Source organism: Limnobacter alexandrii (assembly GCF_005871185.1).
GTDB classification, from domain to species: Bacteria; Pseudomonadota; Gammaproteobacteria; order Burkholderiales; family Burkholderiaceae_B; genus Limnobacter; species Limnobacter alexandrii.
Genome location: NZ_SWKN01000006.1, coordinates 1438108 through 1455467 on the forward strand (window position 1 = coordinate 1438108; position 17360 = coordinate 1455467).

General features: G+C 53.0%; 17 protein-coding genes. 10 read left to right on the forward strand and 7 right to left on the reverse strand.

The annotated features are described in order from the left end of the window. Nucleotides 1-9: 9 nt before the first annotated feature. From FCS97_RS07105 to FCS97_RS07115, 3 genes are read left to right on the forward strand one after another with little or no spacing between them, the layout of a single operon-like run. Complete coding sequence (locus FCS97_RS07105; RefSeq protein WP_246065943.1) at nt 10-1428, forward strand: di-heme oxidoreductase family protein; 1419 nt, start codon at nt 10-12, stop codon at nt 1426-1428. Then, complete coding sequence (locus FCS97_RS07110; RefSeq protein WP_138517687.1) at nt 1428-2495, forward strand: imelysin family protein; 1068 nt, start codon at nt 1428-1430, stop codon at nt 2493-2495. The genes FCS97_RS07105 and FCS97_RS07110 overlap by 1 nt, the downstream gene beginning before the upstream one ends. A 5-nt stretch (nt 2496-2500) precedes the next feature. Continuing rightward, nucleotides 2501-3565, forward strand: coding sequence for a DUF1513 domain-containing protein (locus tag FCS97_RS07115; RefSeq protein WP_138517688.1), 1065 nt, complete (start codon nt 2501-2503; stop codon nt 3563-3565). On the opposite strand, the gene FCS97_RS07120 is transcribed toward FCS97_RS07115, so the two are convergent. Further along, nucleotides 3537-5333 (reverse strand): pyrroloquinoline quinone-dependent dehydrogenase, encoded by a 1797-nt coding sequence (locus tag FCS97_RS07120; RefSeq protein ID WP_212746441.1) that lies wholly within the window; start codon nt 5331-5333, stop codon nt 3537-3539. The two genes, FCS97_RS07115 and FCS97_RS07120, sit on opposite strands and share 29 nt — an antisense overlap. Before the next feature lie 134 nt (nt 5334-5467). Here FCS97_RS07120 and FCS97_RS16530 point away from each other — a divergent pair, with 134 nt between their 5' ends. Then, a complete protein-coding gene (locus tag FCS97_RS16530) occupies nt 5468-5623 on the forward strand; it encodes a hypothetical protein (RefSeq protein ID WP_168426918.1) in 156 nt (51 codons plus the stop codon). Between the two features lie 19 nt (nt 5624-5642). On the opposite strand, the gene FCS97_RS07125 is transcribed toward FCS97_RS16530, so the two are convergent. Both FCS97_RS07125 and FCS97_RS07130 read right to left on the reverse strand, forming a co-directional pair. Continuing rightward, complete coding sequence (locus FCS97_RS07125) at nt 5643-6863, reverse strand: MFS transporter (RefSeq protein ID WP_138517689.1); 1221 nt, start codon at nt 6861-6863, stop codon at nt 5643-5645. Nucleotides 6864-6923: 60 nt separating this feature from the next. Further along, entirely contained in the window at nt 6924-7868 is a 945-nt protein-coding gene (locus FCS97_RS07130; RefSeq protein ID WP_138517690.1) for an AEC family transporter, read from the reverse strand. Between the two features lie 118 nt (nt 7869-7986). Here FCS97_RS07130 and FCS97_RS07135 point away from each other — a divergent pair, with 118 nt between their 5' ends. Beyond that, a complete protein-coding gene (locus FCS97_RS07135; protein WP_138517691.1) occupies nt 7987-8544 on the forward strand; it encodes a TMEM165/GDT1 family protein in 558 nt (185 codons plus the stop codon). A gap of 5 nt (nt 8545-8549) precedes the next feature. Here FCS97_RS07135 and FCS97_RS07140 read toward each other — a convergent pair whose 3' ends face one another. From FCS97_RS07140 to FCS97_RS07150, 3 genes are all read right to left on the reverse strand, one after another. After that, on the reverse strand, nt 8550-8921 hold the full coding sequence (locus FCS97_RS07140) for a DUF779 domain-containing protein (RefSeq protein ID WP_138517692.1): 372 nt from the start codon (nt 8919-8921) through the stop codon (nt 8550-8552). Nucleotides 8922-8996: 75 nt separating this feature from the next. Then, nucleotides 8997-10517, reverse strand: a complete 1521-nt coding sequence (gene adh / locus FCS97_RS07145; protein WP_138517693.1) for an aldehyde dehydrogenase — start codon at nt 10515-10517, stop codon at nt 8997-8999. A 240-nt stretch (nt 10518-10757) separates the two neighbouring features. Then, nucleotides 10758-11834: a substrate-binding domain-containing protein gene (locus FCS97_RS07150; protein ID WP_138517694.1), complete on the reverse strand. Its 1077-nt coding sequence runs from the start codon at nt 11832-11834 to the stop codon at nt 10758-10760. Nucleotides 11835-11975: 141 nt separating this feature from the next. Here FCS97_RS07150 and FCS97_RS07155 point away from each other — a divergent pair, with 141 nt between their 5' ends. The 3 genes from FCS97_RS07155 (at nt 11976) to FCS97_RS07165 (ending at nt 15781) form a co-directional block, all read left to right on the forward strand. Next, nucleotides 11976-12752: a quinoprotein dehydrogenase-associated SoxYZ-like carrier gene (locus FCS97_RS07155; protein WP_246065951.1), complete on the forward strand. Its 777-nt coding sequence runs from the start codon at nt 11976-11978 to the stop codon at nt 12750-12752. Next, nucleotides 12749-13735 carry a quinoprotein relay system zinc metallohydrolase 1 gene (locus FCS97_RS07160; RefSeq protein ID WP_138517696.1) on the forward strand — a complete coding sequence of 329 codons (987 nt, stop codon included), beginning with the start codon at nt 12749-12751 and terminating at the stop codon, nt 13733-13735. Before FCS97_RS07155 ends, FCS97_RS07160 begins: the two co-directional genes overlap by 4 nt. Nucleotides 13736-14035: 300 nt before the next feature. Next, nucleotides 14036-15781, forward strand: a complete 1746-nt coding sequence (locus FCS97_RS07165) for a PQQ-dependent methanol/ethanol family dehydrogenase (RefSeq protein ID WP_138517697.1) — start codon at nt 14036-14038, stop codon at nt 15779-15781. Here FCS97_RS07165 and FCS97_RS07170 read toward each other — a convergent pair whose 3' ends face one another. Next, the gene (locus FCS97_RS07170; protein WP_138517698.1) at nt 15782-16123 is read right to left on the reverse strand and encodes a hypothetical protein; all 342 of its coding nucleotides are present in this window, start codon (nt 16121-16123) and stop codon (nt 15782-15784) included. It abuts the gene before it with no gap. A gap of 15 nt (nt 16124-16138) precedes the next feature. Between FCS97_RS07170 and FCS97_RS07175 the strand changes: the two genes are divergently transcribed. Together FCS97_RS07175 and FCS97_RS07180 are read left to right on the forward strand one after the other, a co-directional pair. Beyond that, nucleotides 16139-16960 carry a hypothetical protein gene (locus FCS97_RS07175; protein WP_138517699.1) on the forward strand — a complete coding sequence of 274 codons (822 nt, stop codon included), beginning with the start codon at nt 16139-16141 and terminating at the stop codon, nt 16958-16960. Beyond that, nucleotides 16957-17334, forward strand: coding sequence for a hypothetical protein (locus FCS97_RS07180; protein ID WP_138517700.1), 378 nt, complete (start codon nt 16957-16959; stop codon nt 17332-17334). Before FCS97_RS07175 ends, FCS97_RS07180 begins: the two co-directional genes overlap by 4 nt. The last annotated feature ends 26 nt before the right edge of the window (nt 17335-17360 follow it).

Sequence of the window (17360 nt, forward strand, 5' to 3'; positions counted from 1 at the left end):
AAGATTGCCGTGAGTAAAAACAGAAAGTTAATCGGGCTTGCCTTGGCCACAACCCTGCTGGCCGGTGCCGCCTGGGCGGCTGGCGAGGGCATGACTGCGCGTAGCGCTGGCGACGTGACCGTGTTTGCAGATGGTCGCAACGCCTTTTCATTTCCAGCCGCCAATTTGCCGGATGAGGAGCGCACCCGGTTTGCAATTGGCAACTCGTTTTTCAAGCGCAACTGGGTGCAGGCGCCTGCGTCGACCACTGCGCGAGATGGTCTCGGACCGCACTTCATTGCACGCTCGTGCGGTGGTTGCCATGTTCAGGATGGTCGCGGAAAACCGCCCGAAATATTGAACCGTTTGAACACTGAGCAGCCAGTCGATTTGTTGTTCCGCCTGTCCATTCCAGGCAAAGACAAAACACATGGTGTGGTACCCGAGCCCACTTACGGTGATCAGTTGAACAATGCCGCTGTCGATGGTGTAAAGCCGGAAGGCAAAATCAAAATTGAAACCTCGGAGGTGCGCGGCCAGTACCCCGACGGCACACCGTATGTGCTGCAAAAGCCCAACTACTCATTCATTGAATTGGCTTATGGACCAATGCACCCCAAGGTGATGGTGAGCCCGCGTATTGCGCCACAGGTAATTGGTTTGGGTTTGCTGGAAGCGATTGAGGAAAAAGATGTGCTGGCCAATGCCAGGCAACAGGCTGAGCAAGCAGGTCCGATCAAGGGTGTACCCAATCGCGTTTGGGATGCCTACGCAAAAAAGGAAATGCTGGGCCGTTTTGGCTGGAAGGCCAATGTGGCCACGTTGGCGCATCAAACAGGCGGCGCGTTTCTCGGCGATATCGGAATCACCAGCAGTTTGTTTCCTGTTGAAAATTGTACACCCACACAAAAAGATTGTTTGCAGGCACCCAATGGTTCCGAGAATGGCGAGCCAGAACTGAGCGACAAACTGTTCAATGAAATTGTGTTTTATCAGGCTGTGCTGGCGCCGCCAGCCCGTCGAAATGTGAACGACGCGCAAGTGTTGAAAGGACAAAAACTGTTTGAACAGGCGCAATGTGCCGTGTGTCATCGGCCCTCGTACACCACAGGCAAGGTGCCGTTTCCGGCCCTGAGCAGCAAGGCGCTTGAAGGGCAGGAAATTTGGCCTTACACCGATTTGCTGTTGCACGACATGGGCGACGGGCTTGCCGACAATCGTCCAGACTTTCAAGCCAATGGCAGGCAATGGAAAACACCGCCCTTGTGGGGCATTGGCTTGATTCCTGATGTCAACAACCACATGCGTTTGTTGCACGATGGCCGTGCAAACGGTGTTGAAGAGGCCATTCTTTGGCATGGAGGAGAGGCTGAAGAAAGTAAAAACCATTTCATGAATTTTTCTGCTCAAGACCGCGCAGCCCTGATTCGTTTTGTGGAGTCTTTGTAATGCATCCTCAACACCAGCATGAATTGAAGCAGGGTTTGTTGCGCGGGCTGCTTTGGATTGCCATTGCAGGGGGTTTGCTCCTGGTGGTCAATCTGGCATTCGCAGCCAAACCGGCAGACCACAGCAGCATGCTTTTTCCGTACTACAACGCAGAGGATGTGTTGAGCAGCACGGTGAACCACCACTACGCCAAAGACACCGCCAAGTTGTTGACCCAACTGAAACAGTTGGACAGTTCAAGCACAAAATACTGTGAGGGTGGCTTGCAGCGCGAGGCCTTGAAGGCACAGTACTCGCAAACCTACCTGGCATGGCTTGAATTGTCTGCCGTGGTCATGGGGCCGATGCTGCTGAACAACACCGTGCGGCAAATCGATTTTCGACCATTGCGAGTCAACTTGCTTGAACGCGCAATCAAGAAACAGCCCCAGGGTGCCCAGGCCATGGCCTTGGTGGGAAGCCCCGCAAAAGGTTTTCCGGCCCTTGAATATTTGCTGGAGCAAACCGCTTTCAAGGCAGGTGCGCCCGAGTGCAATTATGCACAGGAAGTGGTACGCGACATGATTCGCACGGTGTCTGATTTGAACTGGCAAGGTGTTGATCAAGCCGACATGCAGTTGTATTTCAACCAGTTGGTGGGCGCAACACACAACCTGGCTTGGGAGCGCATGGAAAAACCCTTGTTGAAAAACAAGGATCAACTTGCTGCGGGTGGCACGGCGGATTGGCCTTTTTCTGCGCTCGGATTGACCGAAAAAACCTGGGCGGCGCAATGGCAGGGCCTTGCAGATTTGCTGGTGGTGAACACACAAACAGTGCCCGATCCGGCGCAACAGGTGGTACCCCTGGAAGCCTACCTGCGAGGTTTGGGAAAAATTGACCTGGCGGATACCTTGTTACTTCGCGCCAACGCTGTTGCAGCGGCGCTGAAGGCCAACGATATTTCGAAACCTGCCAGTGTTGAGCAATCGGTGAAAGCCGCCAAAGTCTTGAAGGGCTTTTTGGAGACCGAGGTGGCCAAGGGCTTGAATGTGTCCATTCAGTTCTCTTCTTCAGACGGCGATTGATCCACATGGTGTTGTCTCGCCGACAATTTTTTTTGCAAGGCGGTGCATTGGCGCTGTCGCTTGCCATTCCCTTGCATTGCAAAGCGGCTACAAACAGCGGGCACACCAGTTTGCTTGCCGCATGGCAACTGCCCACGGGCGCTTATCAGGTGGGCGTGCTTACGCCCAGCTTTACCATTGAACAAGCTGTGAATTTGCCCACCCGCCCGCACGGCCTGATGCACCTTCACGGCGATGAGTATTTGGTAATTGCGCGCCGCCCCGGCGACTGGTTGCTGCGCCTGAATATTCAAACCGGAGACACTGCGCGCACCTGGCAAGACGAAGACCGTCATTTGAACGGGCACAGCGCAACACATGGCGATTGGCTTTTCACCACGGAAACTGATGTGCTCACTGGGCAAGGCGTGTTGGGTGTTCGTCACCGTGAAACTTTTGAGTTGATTGATGTGTGGCCAACATTGGGTCGAGACCCGCATGAAATGCTGGTGCTGCCCGGTGCTGTGTTGGGTATCGACGAACCCTTTTTGCTGGTGGCCAATGGCGGCATACAAACCCATGCAGACATGGGGCGTGCGCAATTGAACCAGTTGCCCATGGATTCTTCAGTGGTGGCCATGAACCCCAAAACCGGCGATGTGTTGAAGCAGTGGACCCTGCCAGACTCGCGGCTTAGCTTGCGCCACATGGCCCTGCATGCCAGCGGCGTGGTGGGCATTGCCATGCAGGCGCATCATGCGCAAAAGGCCGATCAAGAGGCTGCACCCGTACTCGCTTTGCTCGATGAAAGTGGTTTGCGCACAGTAGGGGAATCTGTTGATGTAAAAGGTTATGCGGGTGACATTGTCGCGACGCCCGAAGGCTTTGTGATCAGTTGTACCAAGAACGATTCAGCGGCAAAGTTCGACGCAAAGGGAAGGTTGCTGAGCACACAGCATGCAAAAGCCGCTTGCGCCTTGGCCGCACAAGGCAATCAGGTGTGGCTTGGACAGCAGGCCGGGGAACACAGCAATTTATTGACCCTGGACAATCACTGGCTGCTTATTGAGCCTTCAATGCCCACGCTTTGATGGTTTGCCCTTGCTTGAAACCAAACAATTTGTTGCCGCCAATTGCCACAGCCAAATATTGTTTGCCACTGACCTCGTAACTAACAGGTGGTGCATTTACACCAGCCGGGTTGGCCTGTTCCCAAACGCGTTTACCCGTGTTTGAATCAAGCGCAAAAAACTCTCCACTGCCTTCGCCAGAAAAAACCAGACCTGTCTTTGTACTTAAAACGCCGCCAATCAGGGGGGCCTTGACCCTGTGCTGCCACAGCAGCTTACCGGTGTCCAAATGAATGGCTGACAGCAAACCGTATTTTTCTCCGTCCTCGATTGGCGACATGGATGAATATTTCAAAGCAGGTTTGTTGCCCTTGGCTTTCAGTTCATGCAACTGATATTTCACAGGCCAGTGAATGCCCGCGATGAACACCATGCGGCGTTGTTCATCCACTGAAACTGGCGACCAGTTCGAGCCGCCAATGACTCCGGGATAGATTACATTGCCCTGTTCGCTGGGCAGGGTAAACATATTGTGTTGCGGCACGAAGGCTTCACTTTTGAAAAGCAGTTCACCGGTGATTCGGTTGTGTACGTAGAACCAACCTGTTTTACCGGCTTGTCCAACCGCCTGCACTGCCTGGCCTTGGTGCTGTGTCGTGAAAAGAACTGGTGGGCTGGCCACATCGTAGCCCCACATGTCGTGTGGCACTTGCTGGTAGTGCCACTTCAATGCACCGGTGCGAACATCAAGCGCAACAATCGATGCGGTGTACAGGTTGTCGCCCGGTCGTGATGAACCTTCCATTTGTGGGGAAGGGTTCCCGGTGCCGAAATAGAGCATGCCGTTTTCACGGTCAATGGCCGGAGTGCTCCAGGCTGAGCCGCCACCGAACTGCCAGGCATCCGGGTACTTTGAAACGTTGGCTTTTTCCTGATCAATGTCACGGGGAAGTACCACGCCGTCTGGCGTTTTCCGGGTGAATGTGCCTTCCCAACCTTGGTTGGGTACGGTGTCGAACTTCCAGGCTTGTGTCCCTGTGTTGATGTCGTAGGCGGCCATAAACCCGCGCCGGCCGTAATTGCCTGCAATGCCCACGACTGAACCCAGCGGGGCATCGGGGTCGGGTGAATCCAGGTGCAGACCGTAGCCCACGCCGGTAATGCCCACAATGACTTTGCCATCGAACACCATGGGGGCCATGTTAATACCCGCTCCCGAAGTTCCAGACACCTCAAGTTTTCCATCCTGTGTGTTCAGTTGTGCGCCCAAGGCGCTGGCATCTTCCTGTATGCCTTGATCGCCCTTGGTCACGTCAATGTCCCACAGCTTTCTACCGTTTGCCGCATCCAGTGCCAGCAAACGGGAGTCGACCGTACCCATGAATACTTTTCCATCGCTGACCGCCACGCCCCGGTTGGCAGGCCCGCAGCACATTGGGCGGTCTTTGATGCGATCGTGCGTGTAACGCCACAGCAGCTTGCCGGTGTCAGCTTTCAAGGCCACCACATGGTTAAAAGGCAGCGACACATACATGATTCCATCGACCACAATGGGCGTGGCTTGAAAACTGGAGGAGATCCCTGTGTCAAATTCCCAGGCCGGTTCCAGTTGCGCAATATTGTCGGGTGCAATTTGAGTCAATCGGCTGTGTCGCTGGTGATTCCAGTCTCCACCAAATACAGGCCATTCTGCGTTTGCCTTGGTCAGTGCACTTGCACCAAGCAAGATGAAAAAGGCAGTTGCGAATCGGTTGGGCAGTGTCATGATTTTGAAAGTTGGCTTGAGCATGCCCAGAACACAAGCAAGGATCAATCCATTCGGACTGTTGCAGTGTGAAGCACATGGCCTGTCACAAAACTGTCATCCAATGCAGGCCTGCTTGCGTGTATATTTCGCGTACCCGAGTTTATTGGTAAATGATCATGAAGCAACAACTTGAGCTGTTGAAAGAAATTGAACACAAGCTTGAAGAACTGAGCAAAGACAAAGACCTGAAAGAAAAGCGTCCTCTGGAAGTGAAGGAGATCAAAGGTTTGCGTTTGGTGGTGTCCTCGATCATTCGCCGCATGGCCAGCTAACCAAAGCAGATTCACAGCCTTACTGATACACCCGCAACTTTCTTGCAATCAACAAGGCGGCCAGGTTGAATGTGATCGCAATCACACTGCACAACCAGAAGTTGACAATCAGGCCTTCCGCATTGCGCGAAATAACCACGCCGCCAATGAGCGCGGCCAGCCCCATTGCAGCAGACTGCATCGATGAATTCAGCGTCATGAAGGTGCCACGATTTTTCGGGTTACCGGCTGCGCTGACCAAGGCCATGCCGGGAATCATTCGGCCACTGACAAAGACAAAAAAGCAGGTGGTAATCACCAGAATGACCGCCATGCTCATGCCTTCGGTCAGCGTAATCAGTGCCATGGGAACCACAGCAACGCCAGCGATGATTTGCAGCATTTTCAGTTTGCCAATTCGGTCACTCAACTTGCCAATGATTTGCGCACTGAACAGCGTGGCTGCACCACCAGCCAGATAAATCAGTGGAATGTCGGACGGCGACAGGCCCGCATTGATCTGCATGTAAATCGTGATGTACGGAATAATTGAAAACCCGGCAAAGATCATGCAAAACGAAAAGCAAAATGCCCGCAAGTGATTGGTGTCGCGAAGCACCTGGGCAATGCCCTGCAATGGCCCGGTTTCGCCCCGAGAATGCAAATGCCCCTGTAGCGTGGGAATAACATACCAGCCCGCGACCACCAGCAAAAAGCTGATGCCGGCAATGCCGAAGAATGGCGTGTGCCAGTCGGAATGGGCGGCCACATACAGGCCCAGTGGAACACCCATGACGGTGGACACCGAAAACGAGGTCATGATGACGCCCATGGCTTTGCCCCGTCGGGCAAAGGGCACCACATCGGCCACAATGGTTTGAATCATTGCAGACAAAATACCGCCAAACAAACCAGCGGCAATGCGTGCGCTCATCAGCGTTTCATAGGTTGGGGCCAAGCCACAAGCCAATGTGGCCACGGCGAACAGCGCATACAGGATCAACAACAATCGGCGCCGTTCAAATCGGTCAATGTACAGCGAGGCCACAAGGCCAGAGGCACCCGCAGCGAAGGTGTAGGCCGACACCAGCAGGCCGAACTTGGCATCGGAGATTGCAAACGCGGCCGTGAGTTGTGGGCCCAGCGGCATCATGATCATGAAATCAAGAATGTGGGTGAACTGGATACCCGCGAGGATTAGCAGCAGCGCCCATTCCCGCCGGGGAGTCATTGTCACTTGGCTTGCTGCTTGGGTATTCATGTACTGCGACCTGTGGATTTGAATTGTTGTTGGAATTCATTCCGAGTGTAACGCGTGAATTTAGTGCCCCAGCGCCGTGAGCGTGTAAATGCCCAAAGTCATGGTTCCGATGGACACCAGCGTAGTGAGGGCGATGATGTTGGCGGCCAGTTTGCCATCGCCCCCGGCAGCCACGGCCATTGCAAAGCTTGCTGCGGCGGTTGGGCTTGAGAAGAACATCCACAAAATAATGAGATCCCGCCCGTGAATGCCCATGGCCCATGCCGCAGCACAGGCCAGCACCGGCAAAATTGCGATTTTGATTGCGCTGGATTGTAGGGCGGACATGCCAGAAGCCTTGACCCCGGCCAAAGACAGTGTGCCACCCACGCAAATCAGCGCCAGTGGCAGGGTAAGGCCAGCGAAGTACTCCCCCGATTTCAACAGCCACTGCGGTATGTATAGCTTCACTGCGCTGGCCAACATGCCCAGCACCACAGCAATGATCAAGGGGTTTTTCAGCAATTCCTTGCCCACCGAGGCGGGGCTGAACTTCAGGGTGGGGCTGTAAACGGACAGTATCAGCACCGACAGCACATTGAACAAAAGGATGGTAAAGCCAACCAGCACGCCACCCACCGAGAGCCCGTAAGCCCCGTAATAGCTAGCAACCAGGGCGAAGCTGACGACACCACAATTGCCCCGGAAAGCACCTTGAACAAACACACCCCGTTGGCTGTACGGGATGGCTTGTGTGGCCCACCACCAGCTGCCCAAAAACCCCAGGACCGTGGCAGCACACAGGAAGAAGACCAGTTCTGCGTTGAATGCGCTTTGCAAATCGGCCTGCCAGATCGACAGGAAAAAAAGCGTGGGCATGGTGGCCCTGTACGTGAGTGTGGAGGCAGTTTGAATGAACGAGTCGTTGATCAGATTGACCCTGCGCAACAACAGGCCCATGAAGACCATGGCAAACACCGGGGCGGTGACTCCCAGAATTTCCGAGAGCACATTGAATTGGGTCATGTGGACAGGCGAGGCTTGAATTGATGCCCATTATTTCAGTAATGAACTTTGGGTCAATTGTGGATGACCCTTGCAAGGGCGGTGTTAAACTGGCGCCAACTTTGAAACTGGCAACGCAATGGAAGCATTTTTAACTGCAACAGGCCTGGTGACATTGGCCGAAATGGGCGACAAAACCCAGCTGTTGGCAATCATACTGGCAACCCGATTCAAAAAGCCCTGGCCAATTGTGTGGGGTATCCTGATTGCAACCCTGTTGAATCACGCCCTGGCTGGCGCAGTGGGTACCTGGGTCACCACGCTGATCAGCGCGGACACTCTGAAGTGGATTCTGGTGGCCAGTTTTGTGGTCATGGGCATTTGGACCCTGTTTCCCGACAAGGCCGATGATGCGGCACCCGAGACCGGCAAATGGGGAGTGTTGCTTACCACCATTGTGGTGTTTTTTCTTGCGGAAATGGGCGACAAAACCCAACTGGCCACAGTGGCCATTGCGGCGCAGTACAGCGACTTTTTGCCGGTGGTGGTCGGTACCACGCTGGGCATGATGATTGCCAATGCCCCGGTGGTGTTTCTGGGCGAAAAATTAACGCGGGTGTTGCCACTGAAAGTGTTGCGTTTGGTGGCCAGTGGGCTGTTTTTGCTGTTTGGCGCATGGATCGCATTTTTGTCGTAATTGAACTATTCCATAGGTTGTACAGGCGGCAGTGCCGCAAATTCTTCGTCGGAATACAAGCGAGACCGTGTCAGAAATCGCAAGCCACTGGGCCGTTCCAGGCTGAACATGCCGCCGTTGCCTTTCACCACATCAATGGTCAAGTGAGTGTGCTGCCAATACGCAAATTGCGATTTGCTCATGTAAAAAGGGACACCACCAATGTCGCCCAGCTTGACATCAGAGCCGCCCAAGGGAAATTCGTTTCGGTGAAAGAGCATGGGCGCACTGCCGTCACAGCAACCACCACTTTGATGAAAAATCACATCGCCGTGCTGGGTCTTCAGTGTTGCGATCAATTCAAGTGCTTGCGGGCTGGCGCTGACTCGGTTCGACATGGTTTCTCCATTTCAATGACATTGCCGCTTAACCCTTTTGGAGTCGAGCGGCGCTTGCTACATCAATTCACACGCTTAGAAAAAGCCTAAAGCGTTGGGGTTGTAGCTCACCAACAGGTTTTTGGTCTGCTGGTAGTGGTGCAACATCATCTTGTGGTTTTCACGGCCAATGCCCGATTGCTTGTAACCACCAAATGCGGCGTGGGCCGGGTACAGGTGGTAACAGTTGGTCCAAACGCGGCCCGCCTGAATGGCACGGCCCATGCGGAAGGCGCGGGCACCATCTCGGCTCCACACACCGGCGCCCAAGCCGTACAGGGTGTCGTTGGCGATTTGCAGGGCCTCGGCTTCGTCCTTGAAAGTGGTCACTGACAACACGGGGCCAAAAATTTCTTCCTGGAAAATGCGCATCTTGTTGTGGCCCTTGAACACGGTGGGCTTCACGTAGTAGCCGCCAGCCAGGTCGCCGCTTTGTTTGTTTTGTTCGCCCCCAATCAGGCACTTGGCGCCTTCTTGTTTGCCCAAGTCGATGTAGCTCAGGATTTTCTCCAGTTGTTCTGAAGAAGCTTGTGCGCCAATCATGGTGCTTTCATCCAGCGGGTTGCCTTGCTTGATTTTGCCCACGCGTTCAATCGCGCGTTCAATGAATGCGTCGTAAATGTCCTCTTGAATTAATGCGCGTGAAGGGCATGTGCACACTTCACCCTGATTCAAGGCAAACATCGCAAAGCCTTCCAGTGTTTTGTCGAAGAATGCGTCGTCGGCATCCATGATGTCGGAGAAGAAAATATTGGGCGACTTGCCACCCAATTCCAGCGTAACCGGGATCAGGTTTTGTGCCGCGTACTGCATGATCAATCGACCAGTGGATGTTTCACCAGTGAATGCGATTTTGGAAATGCGTGAATTGCTGGCCAGCGGTTTGCCAGCTTCCAGACCAAAACCGTTTACGATATTCAACACACCTGGAGGCAGCAGGTCAGCAATCAAATCCATTACAACAAGCAAGGATGCGGGTGTTTGTTCAGCCGGCTTCAACACCACGCAGTTGCCTGCAGCCAGCGCGGGCGCCAGCTTCCAGGCCGCCATCAGAATCGGGAAGTTCCATGGAATGATTTGGCCGACCACGCCCAGTGGTTCATTGAAGTGGTAGGCGTAGGTTTGATGGTCAATTTCACAAATGCTGCCCTCCTCGCTGCGAATGCAGGCGGCGAAGTAGCGGAAATGGTCAATCGCAAGCGGAATATCCGCAGCCATGGTTTCGCGCAGTGGTTTACCGTTGTCCAGTGTTTCGGCCACGGCAATGAGGCGCAGATTTTCTTCCATGCGGTCGGCAATTCGATTCAGAATCATGGAGCGTTCTGTTGGCGAACGCTTGCCCCAAGCGTCTTTGGCGGCATGGGCCGCGTCCAGGGCCAGTTCAATGTCTTCGGCTTGAGAGCGAGCAACCTTGCAAAGCACCTGGCCTGTGACTGGTGTTATGTTGTCGAAGTACTGCCCGCCTTTTGGAGCGACCCATTTGCCGCCGATGAAGTTGTCGTATTTCGCTTTGAACGGAAATGCCACGCCAAGTTTTAATTCGTCAACCATATTCATGTCCCTAACTCCTTTGTAGTGTTGATGGTGGTAGAGGGCCTTGCGCAACGGGCATGCCAGTGCCGGATGGCAACGATTTATGGAAGTTTGTTTCCAAGTGCAGATGTGAATTGACAATCAATTAGGAATAAATCTGCCGAACATTGGGCTGGGGAGTTCAAGTGCACAATGATTTATTATGCAATTATTTGCATAATATTATTGCGCTGCACAGTTTTGACACACTCAAATGAGGGGGGGTTAGTTGGCTTGGATTTCGTTGAGAAACAATTCCAGTGCACGTGTTCTTCCCAAGTTCAACGGTGTATACCCAGCAGCGCCTTGAACATGCTCGAATACTTCTGCACTGCGCAACCAAGGCAACAGAATATCCAGCGCACGGTATTGCAAATCACTGTTGTGCAACACCAAAAAATAGCGTTCTTTGGACACTGGCCTGAATTGCAGTTCGTAATGGTCGGCAGCCGCGCGAATACCCAAGCCCAAATCACCATGCCCCGCTGCGATAGTACAGGCGACTGCCAAATGGGAATTCTCTTCGTGAAAGAATCCTGGCAAGTCTTCGGCTTTCAGGCAGGCTTTGGTGATCAAGGCATCGAGTTGATGATGAGTGGATGAGGCCGAGTTGCGGTTCACCAACAGGGCGCGCCTTTGGGCCACATCTTCCAGGGTAGGTGGCTTGGCGGCCGGGCGGCTCATCCAGCCAATGTCACGCTCAAACAGTTCAACCACACTCAGGTTGGAACCACGCAACCAGCGCCGCATGATTTGATGCACATGCGAGTGTTCTTCAAGACCCACCGGCAAATGGCAACCAGCCACGCGCACTTCGCCGCGGTGCAAGGCGGAAAGTGCGGCAATGCTGCCCGACCAGCGCAGCGACAGTTGAAGCTTTTTGTACAGCGCTGTGTTTTGAAACAGGTTTTGCAACACCAGGTCGTCGCTCAGAGCAAGGCTGATCCAGGGCTTGTTTTGATCAACATCCAGCCATTCGGCGTTCAGTTGCTCGCCCACTGTACCCAGGTCGGGTGCAACGCGCACATTGCCCTGTTCCACCATCCAGATCAACTTGTGCCCAAACCTTGTCAGGCAGGCGCCCGCCCGCCCGTGCGTGGCCACCAGTTCCTCGCCCAGCATTTGGTTGTATTGCTGAATTTGAGACCATAAGGTACGGTAAGAAACACCCATTGCTTTGCAGGCCAGCGAAATGGATCCCGCGGTGTCGATGGTTTTTAAGGTGTTCAACATGCGCTGGTCGAGTTCAACAAATTGGCCGTCGTCTTTTTTCCAGCGTGCAGATATTTTTAAATTGAGCATTTGCGGATACAGGCATGTCGATTGCTTGCATTCTGACAGATTACAAAAAGCAGGAGACAGGTAATCATGATGTTCAGCAGTACAAAACAATCGATTAATAAAATGATCCCGCTTGGGGTTCTCGTTAGCAGTTTCTGGTTGATGAGCAATTTCTTCGCCAGCCCGGTTTTGGCAGCGCCCGCAGAACTGGGTGCGGTGAAAGCTGATTTGACTGGCGGCGACCCGCTGGGTTCCATGCAATGGCCCGACATGAAAGGGCAGTTTTTCGAGGCCGGTGCCAAAACGGTGTTCGATTCCCGAATCAAGGTGACAGTGCCCTTGTTTGCTGAAGACGCCATGAACGTGCCGGTCTCCTTCGATGCCTCTGCGCTTGGTGATGTGAAAAAAATTGTGGTGCTGGTGGACAGAAACCCGATTCGCAAGGTGCTTGAATTCATCCCGGAGAAAGCCAAGCCCGCCTTGAATTTCCGTTTCAAGCTGGAGCAGGCCAGCCCCATTCGTGTTGCGGCATTGACCGCCGATGGCGTGTGGCACGTCGGATATGCCTTCATTGAAGCGGCTGGCGGTGGTTGCACCGTACCCGGCGCAACGCGGGCCGATGGCAGCTGGCCTCAAACCCTGAACAAGGTGGCTGGCAAAATGTTTGATGCCAACCAGTTGCGCGATGACGCACGCCTGCGTGTGCAGGTGTCGCACCCCATGGACACCGGTTTGGTGGCCGGCGTGCCCGCGTTTTACATTGAAGAAATGATTCTGCAAGACAAGAACAAGCAGGTGCTGGCCAAGCTTTACCCCTTCGAGCCAGTCTCGGAGAACCCCTTGTTCTCATTTGATTTCGACAAAAAGCCGGTAGGCCCAATCAGCCTGGTGGGGCGCGACAACAACGGCAACCGGATTGATGCAAAGGTTACCCAATGAATTTGTGCAAAGCTGTGCGCGCAATGTTTGCTGCCTCCGCCTTAACTCTTGCTGCTGGCCCTGTGCTGGCTGAACTGCCCAATATTGCCAAGCCAACACCAAACAAATCCACCCTGGATTACGGTTTGAAAGCCACCAAACTGGCAGGTGGCTGGTATGTGATCGCTGGCGCCAACGACGACTTTTCACAGGCCAATGGCTGCAACATCATCAACACCGGTTTTTACATGGATGATGCCGGGGTGTATGTGATCAACACCGGAACTTCACGGCTTTATGGCGAGCAGCAACGGGCCTTGATTGATTCGGTCAGCAAAAACAAACCTGTGAAGCAGGTGGTGGCGCTGAACCTTCACCCGGATTATTTTTTGGGCAATCAGGCTTATCCCAAAGAATCCCTTGCCGCGACAAAGCTGACTATTCAAGGCATTAAAGCAGAAGCTGCTTTGTATGAAACCAACCTGTACCGTTTATGTGGCGACTGGATGAAGGGCACTGAAAGCGTATTCCCTGCACAAACCATTGCTCCGGGTGGTTTAAGAAACTTTGGCAGCAAACCCATTCAAACTCTCGAGTTGAAAGGCCACACCGATTCCGATTTGGTGGTGTTTGATCCTGAAAGCAAGGTGATGTGGGCGGGGGGCTTGGTGTTTTACAAGCGTATTGTGACCACGCCGCATGCCAGGTTGAAGCCGTGGATTGAAAGCCTGAAAAAGCTTCAAGCCATGAAGCCCAAAGTGGTGGTGCCCAGCCATGGTCCAGTCAGTTGGGGCGGCGAGGCAATCGACCAAACCCTGGATTACTTGAGCTGGCTTGAAAAACGACTGACTGACGCCGCTGCGATGGGTGAAGAAATGAATGACGTGATGAAGCAAGGTGCGCCCGAGCGGTTCCGAAGCTTTGCAGCTTACCCGGCCGAGTTTTATCGCAATGTGACCAACTTGTACCCCCTGTATGAAAAGCAGGCTCTGGGTGGTTTCTAAGCGAGAGAATCAGGGTTAACGCTGTAACAAGTGTGTCAAAAAGGGACAGTTTGTGCGTTGCTGAACAGGTGAGCTGTTGCAATGTCACAAAACTGTCTCTTTTTTTGTTGATTGCGATGAATGAAATCACTCAAATGAGGGTGAATTTATAACGCACTGATTTTATTGAATAAAAAATTTATTTAGATGGAATATTCTACTTGGCATGAAGCTTGCGCTAGGTTCTAACCGGGTAGCCCCGACTCTGCAAACGAGGGGCGAGAACCTCAAAGTAACGGATGAAGAGAGGAGAAACAAATAATGCGCAAAACTCTGCTTAGCGCGATGGTAGCAACCGCACTGGCGATTCCAGCAGTGGCTTCAGCCGCTGTGACAGACGCAATGATTCAAAACGATGCCAAATCCACAGGCGATGTATTGTCTTGGGGTATTGGTACAGAGGGTCAGCGTTACAGCCCATTGAAAGACATCAACGTATCGAACATTGGCAAGCTGGTTCCAGCCTGGTCATTCTCGTTCGGTGGTGAAAAACAGCGTGGTCAAGAAAGCCAGCCGCTGATTCACAACGGCAAGATGTTCGTAACCGGTTCCTACTCACGCATTTACGCACTGAATGCTTCAACAGGTGAAAAACTGTGGAAGTACGAGCACCGTCTGCCAGAAGGCATCATGCCTTGCTGTGACGTGGTGAACCGTGGTGCAGCCCTGTATGACAACCTGGTGATTTTCGCGACACTGGATGCCCAGTTGATCGCATTGGACCAGAACACCGGCAAGGTGGTTTGGAAGGACAAGATTGACGACTACGCAGCTGGTTACTCCAACACGGCTGCACCCATCATCGCCAATGGTTTGGTGTTGACAGGTGTATCCGGTGGTGAATTTGGTGTGGTAGGCCGTGTTGAAGCACGCAATGCTAAAACAGGTGAAATGGTTTGGCTGCGCCCAACCGTTGAAGGCCACATGGGTTATGTGTGGGACAAAGACGGCAACAAGAAAGAAGCTGGCATTTCCGGTACCACCAATGCGACCTGGAAAGGCGACATGTGGAAAACCGGCGGTGCAGCAACCTGGCTGGGCGGTACATACGACAGCAAAACAGGTCTGGCCTATTTCGGTACTGGTAACCCAGCACCCTGGAACAGCCACCTGCGCCCAGGCGACAACCTGTACTCCACTGCCACCGTTGCTGTTGATGTAAAAACAGGTCAGATCAAGTGGCACTACCAGTCCACACCCAACGACGGTTGGGACTACGACGGTGTGAACGAGTTCATCACCTTTGACATGAATGGCAAGCGTGTTGGCGCCAAAGCCGACCGCAACGGTTTCATGTATGTGAATGACGCCACAACCGGCAAGCTGGAAAACGCCTTCCCCTTCGTGAAGAAAATCACATGGGCCAAGGGCATCGACATGAAGACAGGTCGCCCGATTTTCGACCCGGCCAACCGCCCTGGTGACCCCACCAAGATGGACGGCAAGAAAGGCGAAACCGTATTCTCTGCACCTTCATTCCTCGGTGGCAAGAACCAGCAGCCAATGGCTTACAGCCCTGACACAGGTCTGTTCTACGTTCCTGCCAACGAGTGGGGCATGGAGATCTGGAACGAGCCAATCACCTACAAGAAAGGTGCTGCTTACCTGGGCGCTGGTTTCACCATCAAGACATTGCCTGGCTTTGACTACATCGGCGCGCTGCGTGCGATGAACCCCAAGACCGGCAAGATCGAGTGGGAAATCACGAACAACGCGCCTCTGTGGGGCGGTGTTTTGACCACTGGCGGTAACCTGGTGTTCTGGGGTACTCCAGAAGGTTTCCTGAAGGCAGCTGATGCGAAAACCGGTAAGGAAGTGTGGAAATTCCAGACAGGTTCTGGTGTTGTAGCACCTCCCGTGACCTGGAAGGACAAAGACGGTCAGCAGTATGTGGCTGTTGTGTCTGGTTGGGGTGGCGCTGTTCCCTTGTGGGGCGGTGACGTAGCCAGCAAAGTGAACTACCTTGAACAAGGCGGTTCCGTGTGGGTATTCAAACTGATGAAGTAATCAGTTTGTGAAGTACACCAAACTGCCCCGTGCGGGGTGGTTTGGTGAGTAGTGAAGTAGTAGAGCGTTTAGAAGTGTTGTCATTTTCACCCCCAAGTTTTCTGCCTGCTCCGCAGGGAACTTATTGACGCAAACGGTTTGATCAAATTGCTCCTTGGGACCTTTTTCCGGCATTGATTGGGAGCTGGAAAAAGTTGTGGCGGTTTGAGAGTCTCCTAAACGAATGCGTCTTTTCTGCCCGGCCTTGAGCCGGGCATTTTTTCGCCTATCCTCAGAGTGAGTGATCCAAAAACCCGGTTTTTTGGTTTTCTCGATGGCAGATTGATAATCGGGAGTTTCCATCCCCAGCACCCAATCATGTCTGAAGTCATTTCACCCGCAATTCGCCAGAAAGTTCTTCAATCTGCAAATTCTGTCATCGAGCTTCGACCACTTGGAGTAGTGCTTGCTGTGGATGGCAGTGCAGCAGTGCTTCGTGAACCCCACACTGCACCGGTTCAAAACCAATACATCGTGATCGATATTAAAACCGGCAAGCCAGAAGTTTCTGGTCGGGAGGTGTTGGCGGAAGGTGCGATGGCTGCGATTAACTGCACGGCGGCGGTGGTTGCGGGGGTTGTGACGTTGGGGGGTGGTGTTGGTGCGCCATTTTCAGGTGGTACAAGCTTGGCGGTATCGGCGGTGGCGGGTGCGGCGACCGCTGCCACTGCCTTAAGCTGTGGTAATTCGTTCGTCAGAACCACTAATGCAATATTTTCACCAGGTGTTAATCAGCGCCTCGATGAACTGCCTGCCTACAAAACGACTTTGCAGGTTCTGGATGGTGTGTCGCTTTTGGGTGTGGGTGCATCTGCAATGGCAGCGCGCCGTGCTGTAAAAGTTTTGAGTAATGCCGGTGTGAATATTCCCGCTGCTTTGACGGGTAATGTCAACAGGCAACAGGCTACTTTGTTGACCAAGGAAATGATCAAACTTCGCAGGCCAAATGTTTCCAACGGGGAATTGAAAAAACTGATTCGAAGTGGCAGAGAACCCAAACGTTATTCGCGACAAGAAATATCAATTGGTGCCCTTAAAAGTTTGAAAGATTCGATTGCTGCGGGACTGTCGTTTTTGTCGAGTACTTTGGATGGTCATGTTAAGGAACTTAGCATTTACCTTGTGGACTTGGCATCATGAAATTCATTTTGCCCCCTCCCTATATTTGGTCGTTATACATTGTTAGCACGGTGCTTACATTGTCCTCACACTTTGCTGTTGTTGATCATTTGTTCGTAAATCTCGAATGGTGGGGAGTACAAATTGGACTTGGACTTGCTTCTTTGTATAGTGTATTGACTGCACGGCAGCTTTACACGCACGGGCGGCTGTGGCCCAAGAAAGCCTTGTTGCTGGTATTTCCTTTGGCTTTTTTGCATCTGTTGCCTGATGTGCCCATACCTTATGGTGTGGGGCTTTGTGTCGTTACCCTGCTTTTTTGGTGTGTCGCTTATTACCTGAGTGGTCGTTTGGTTGCGGTCAGCCCGTATGGCGGGCCATCGGGTTATTTATAAAAAAGCCCGACATAAGTCGGGCTTTT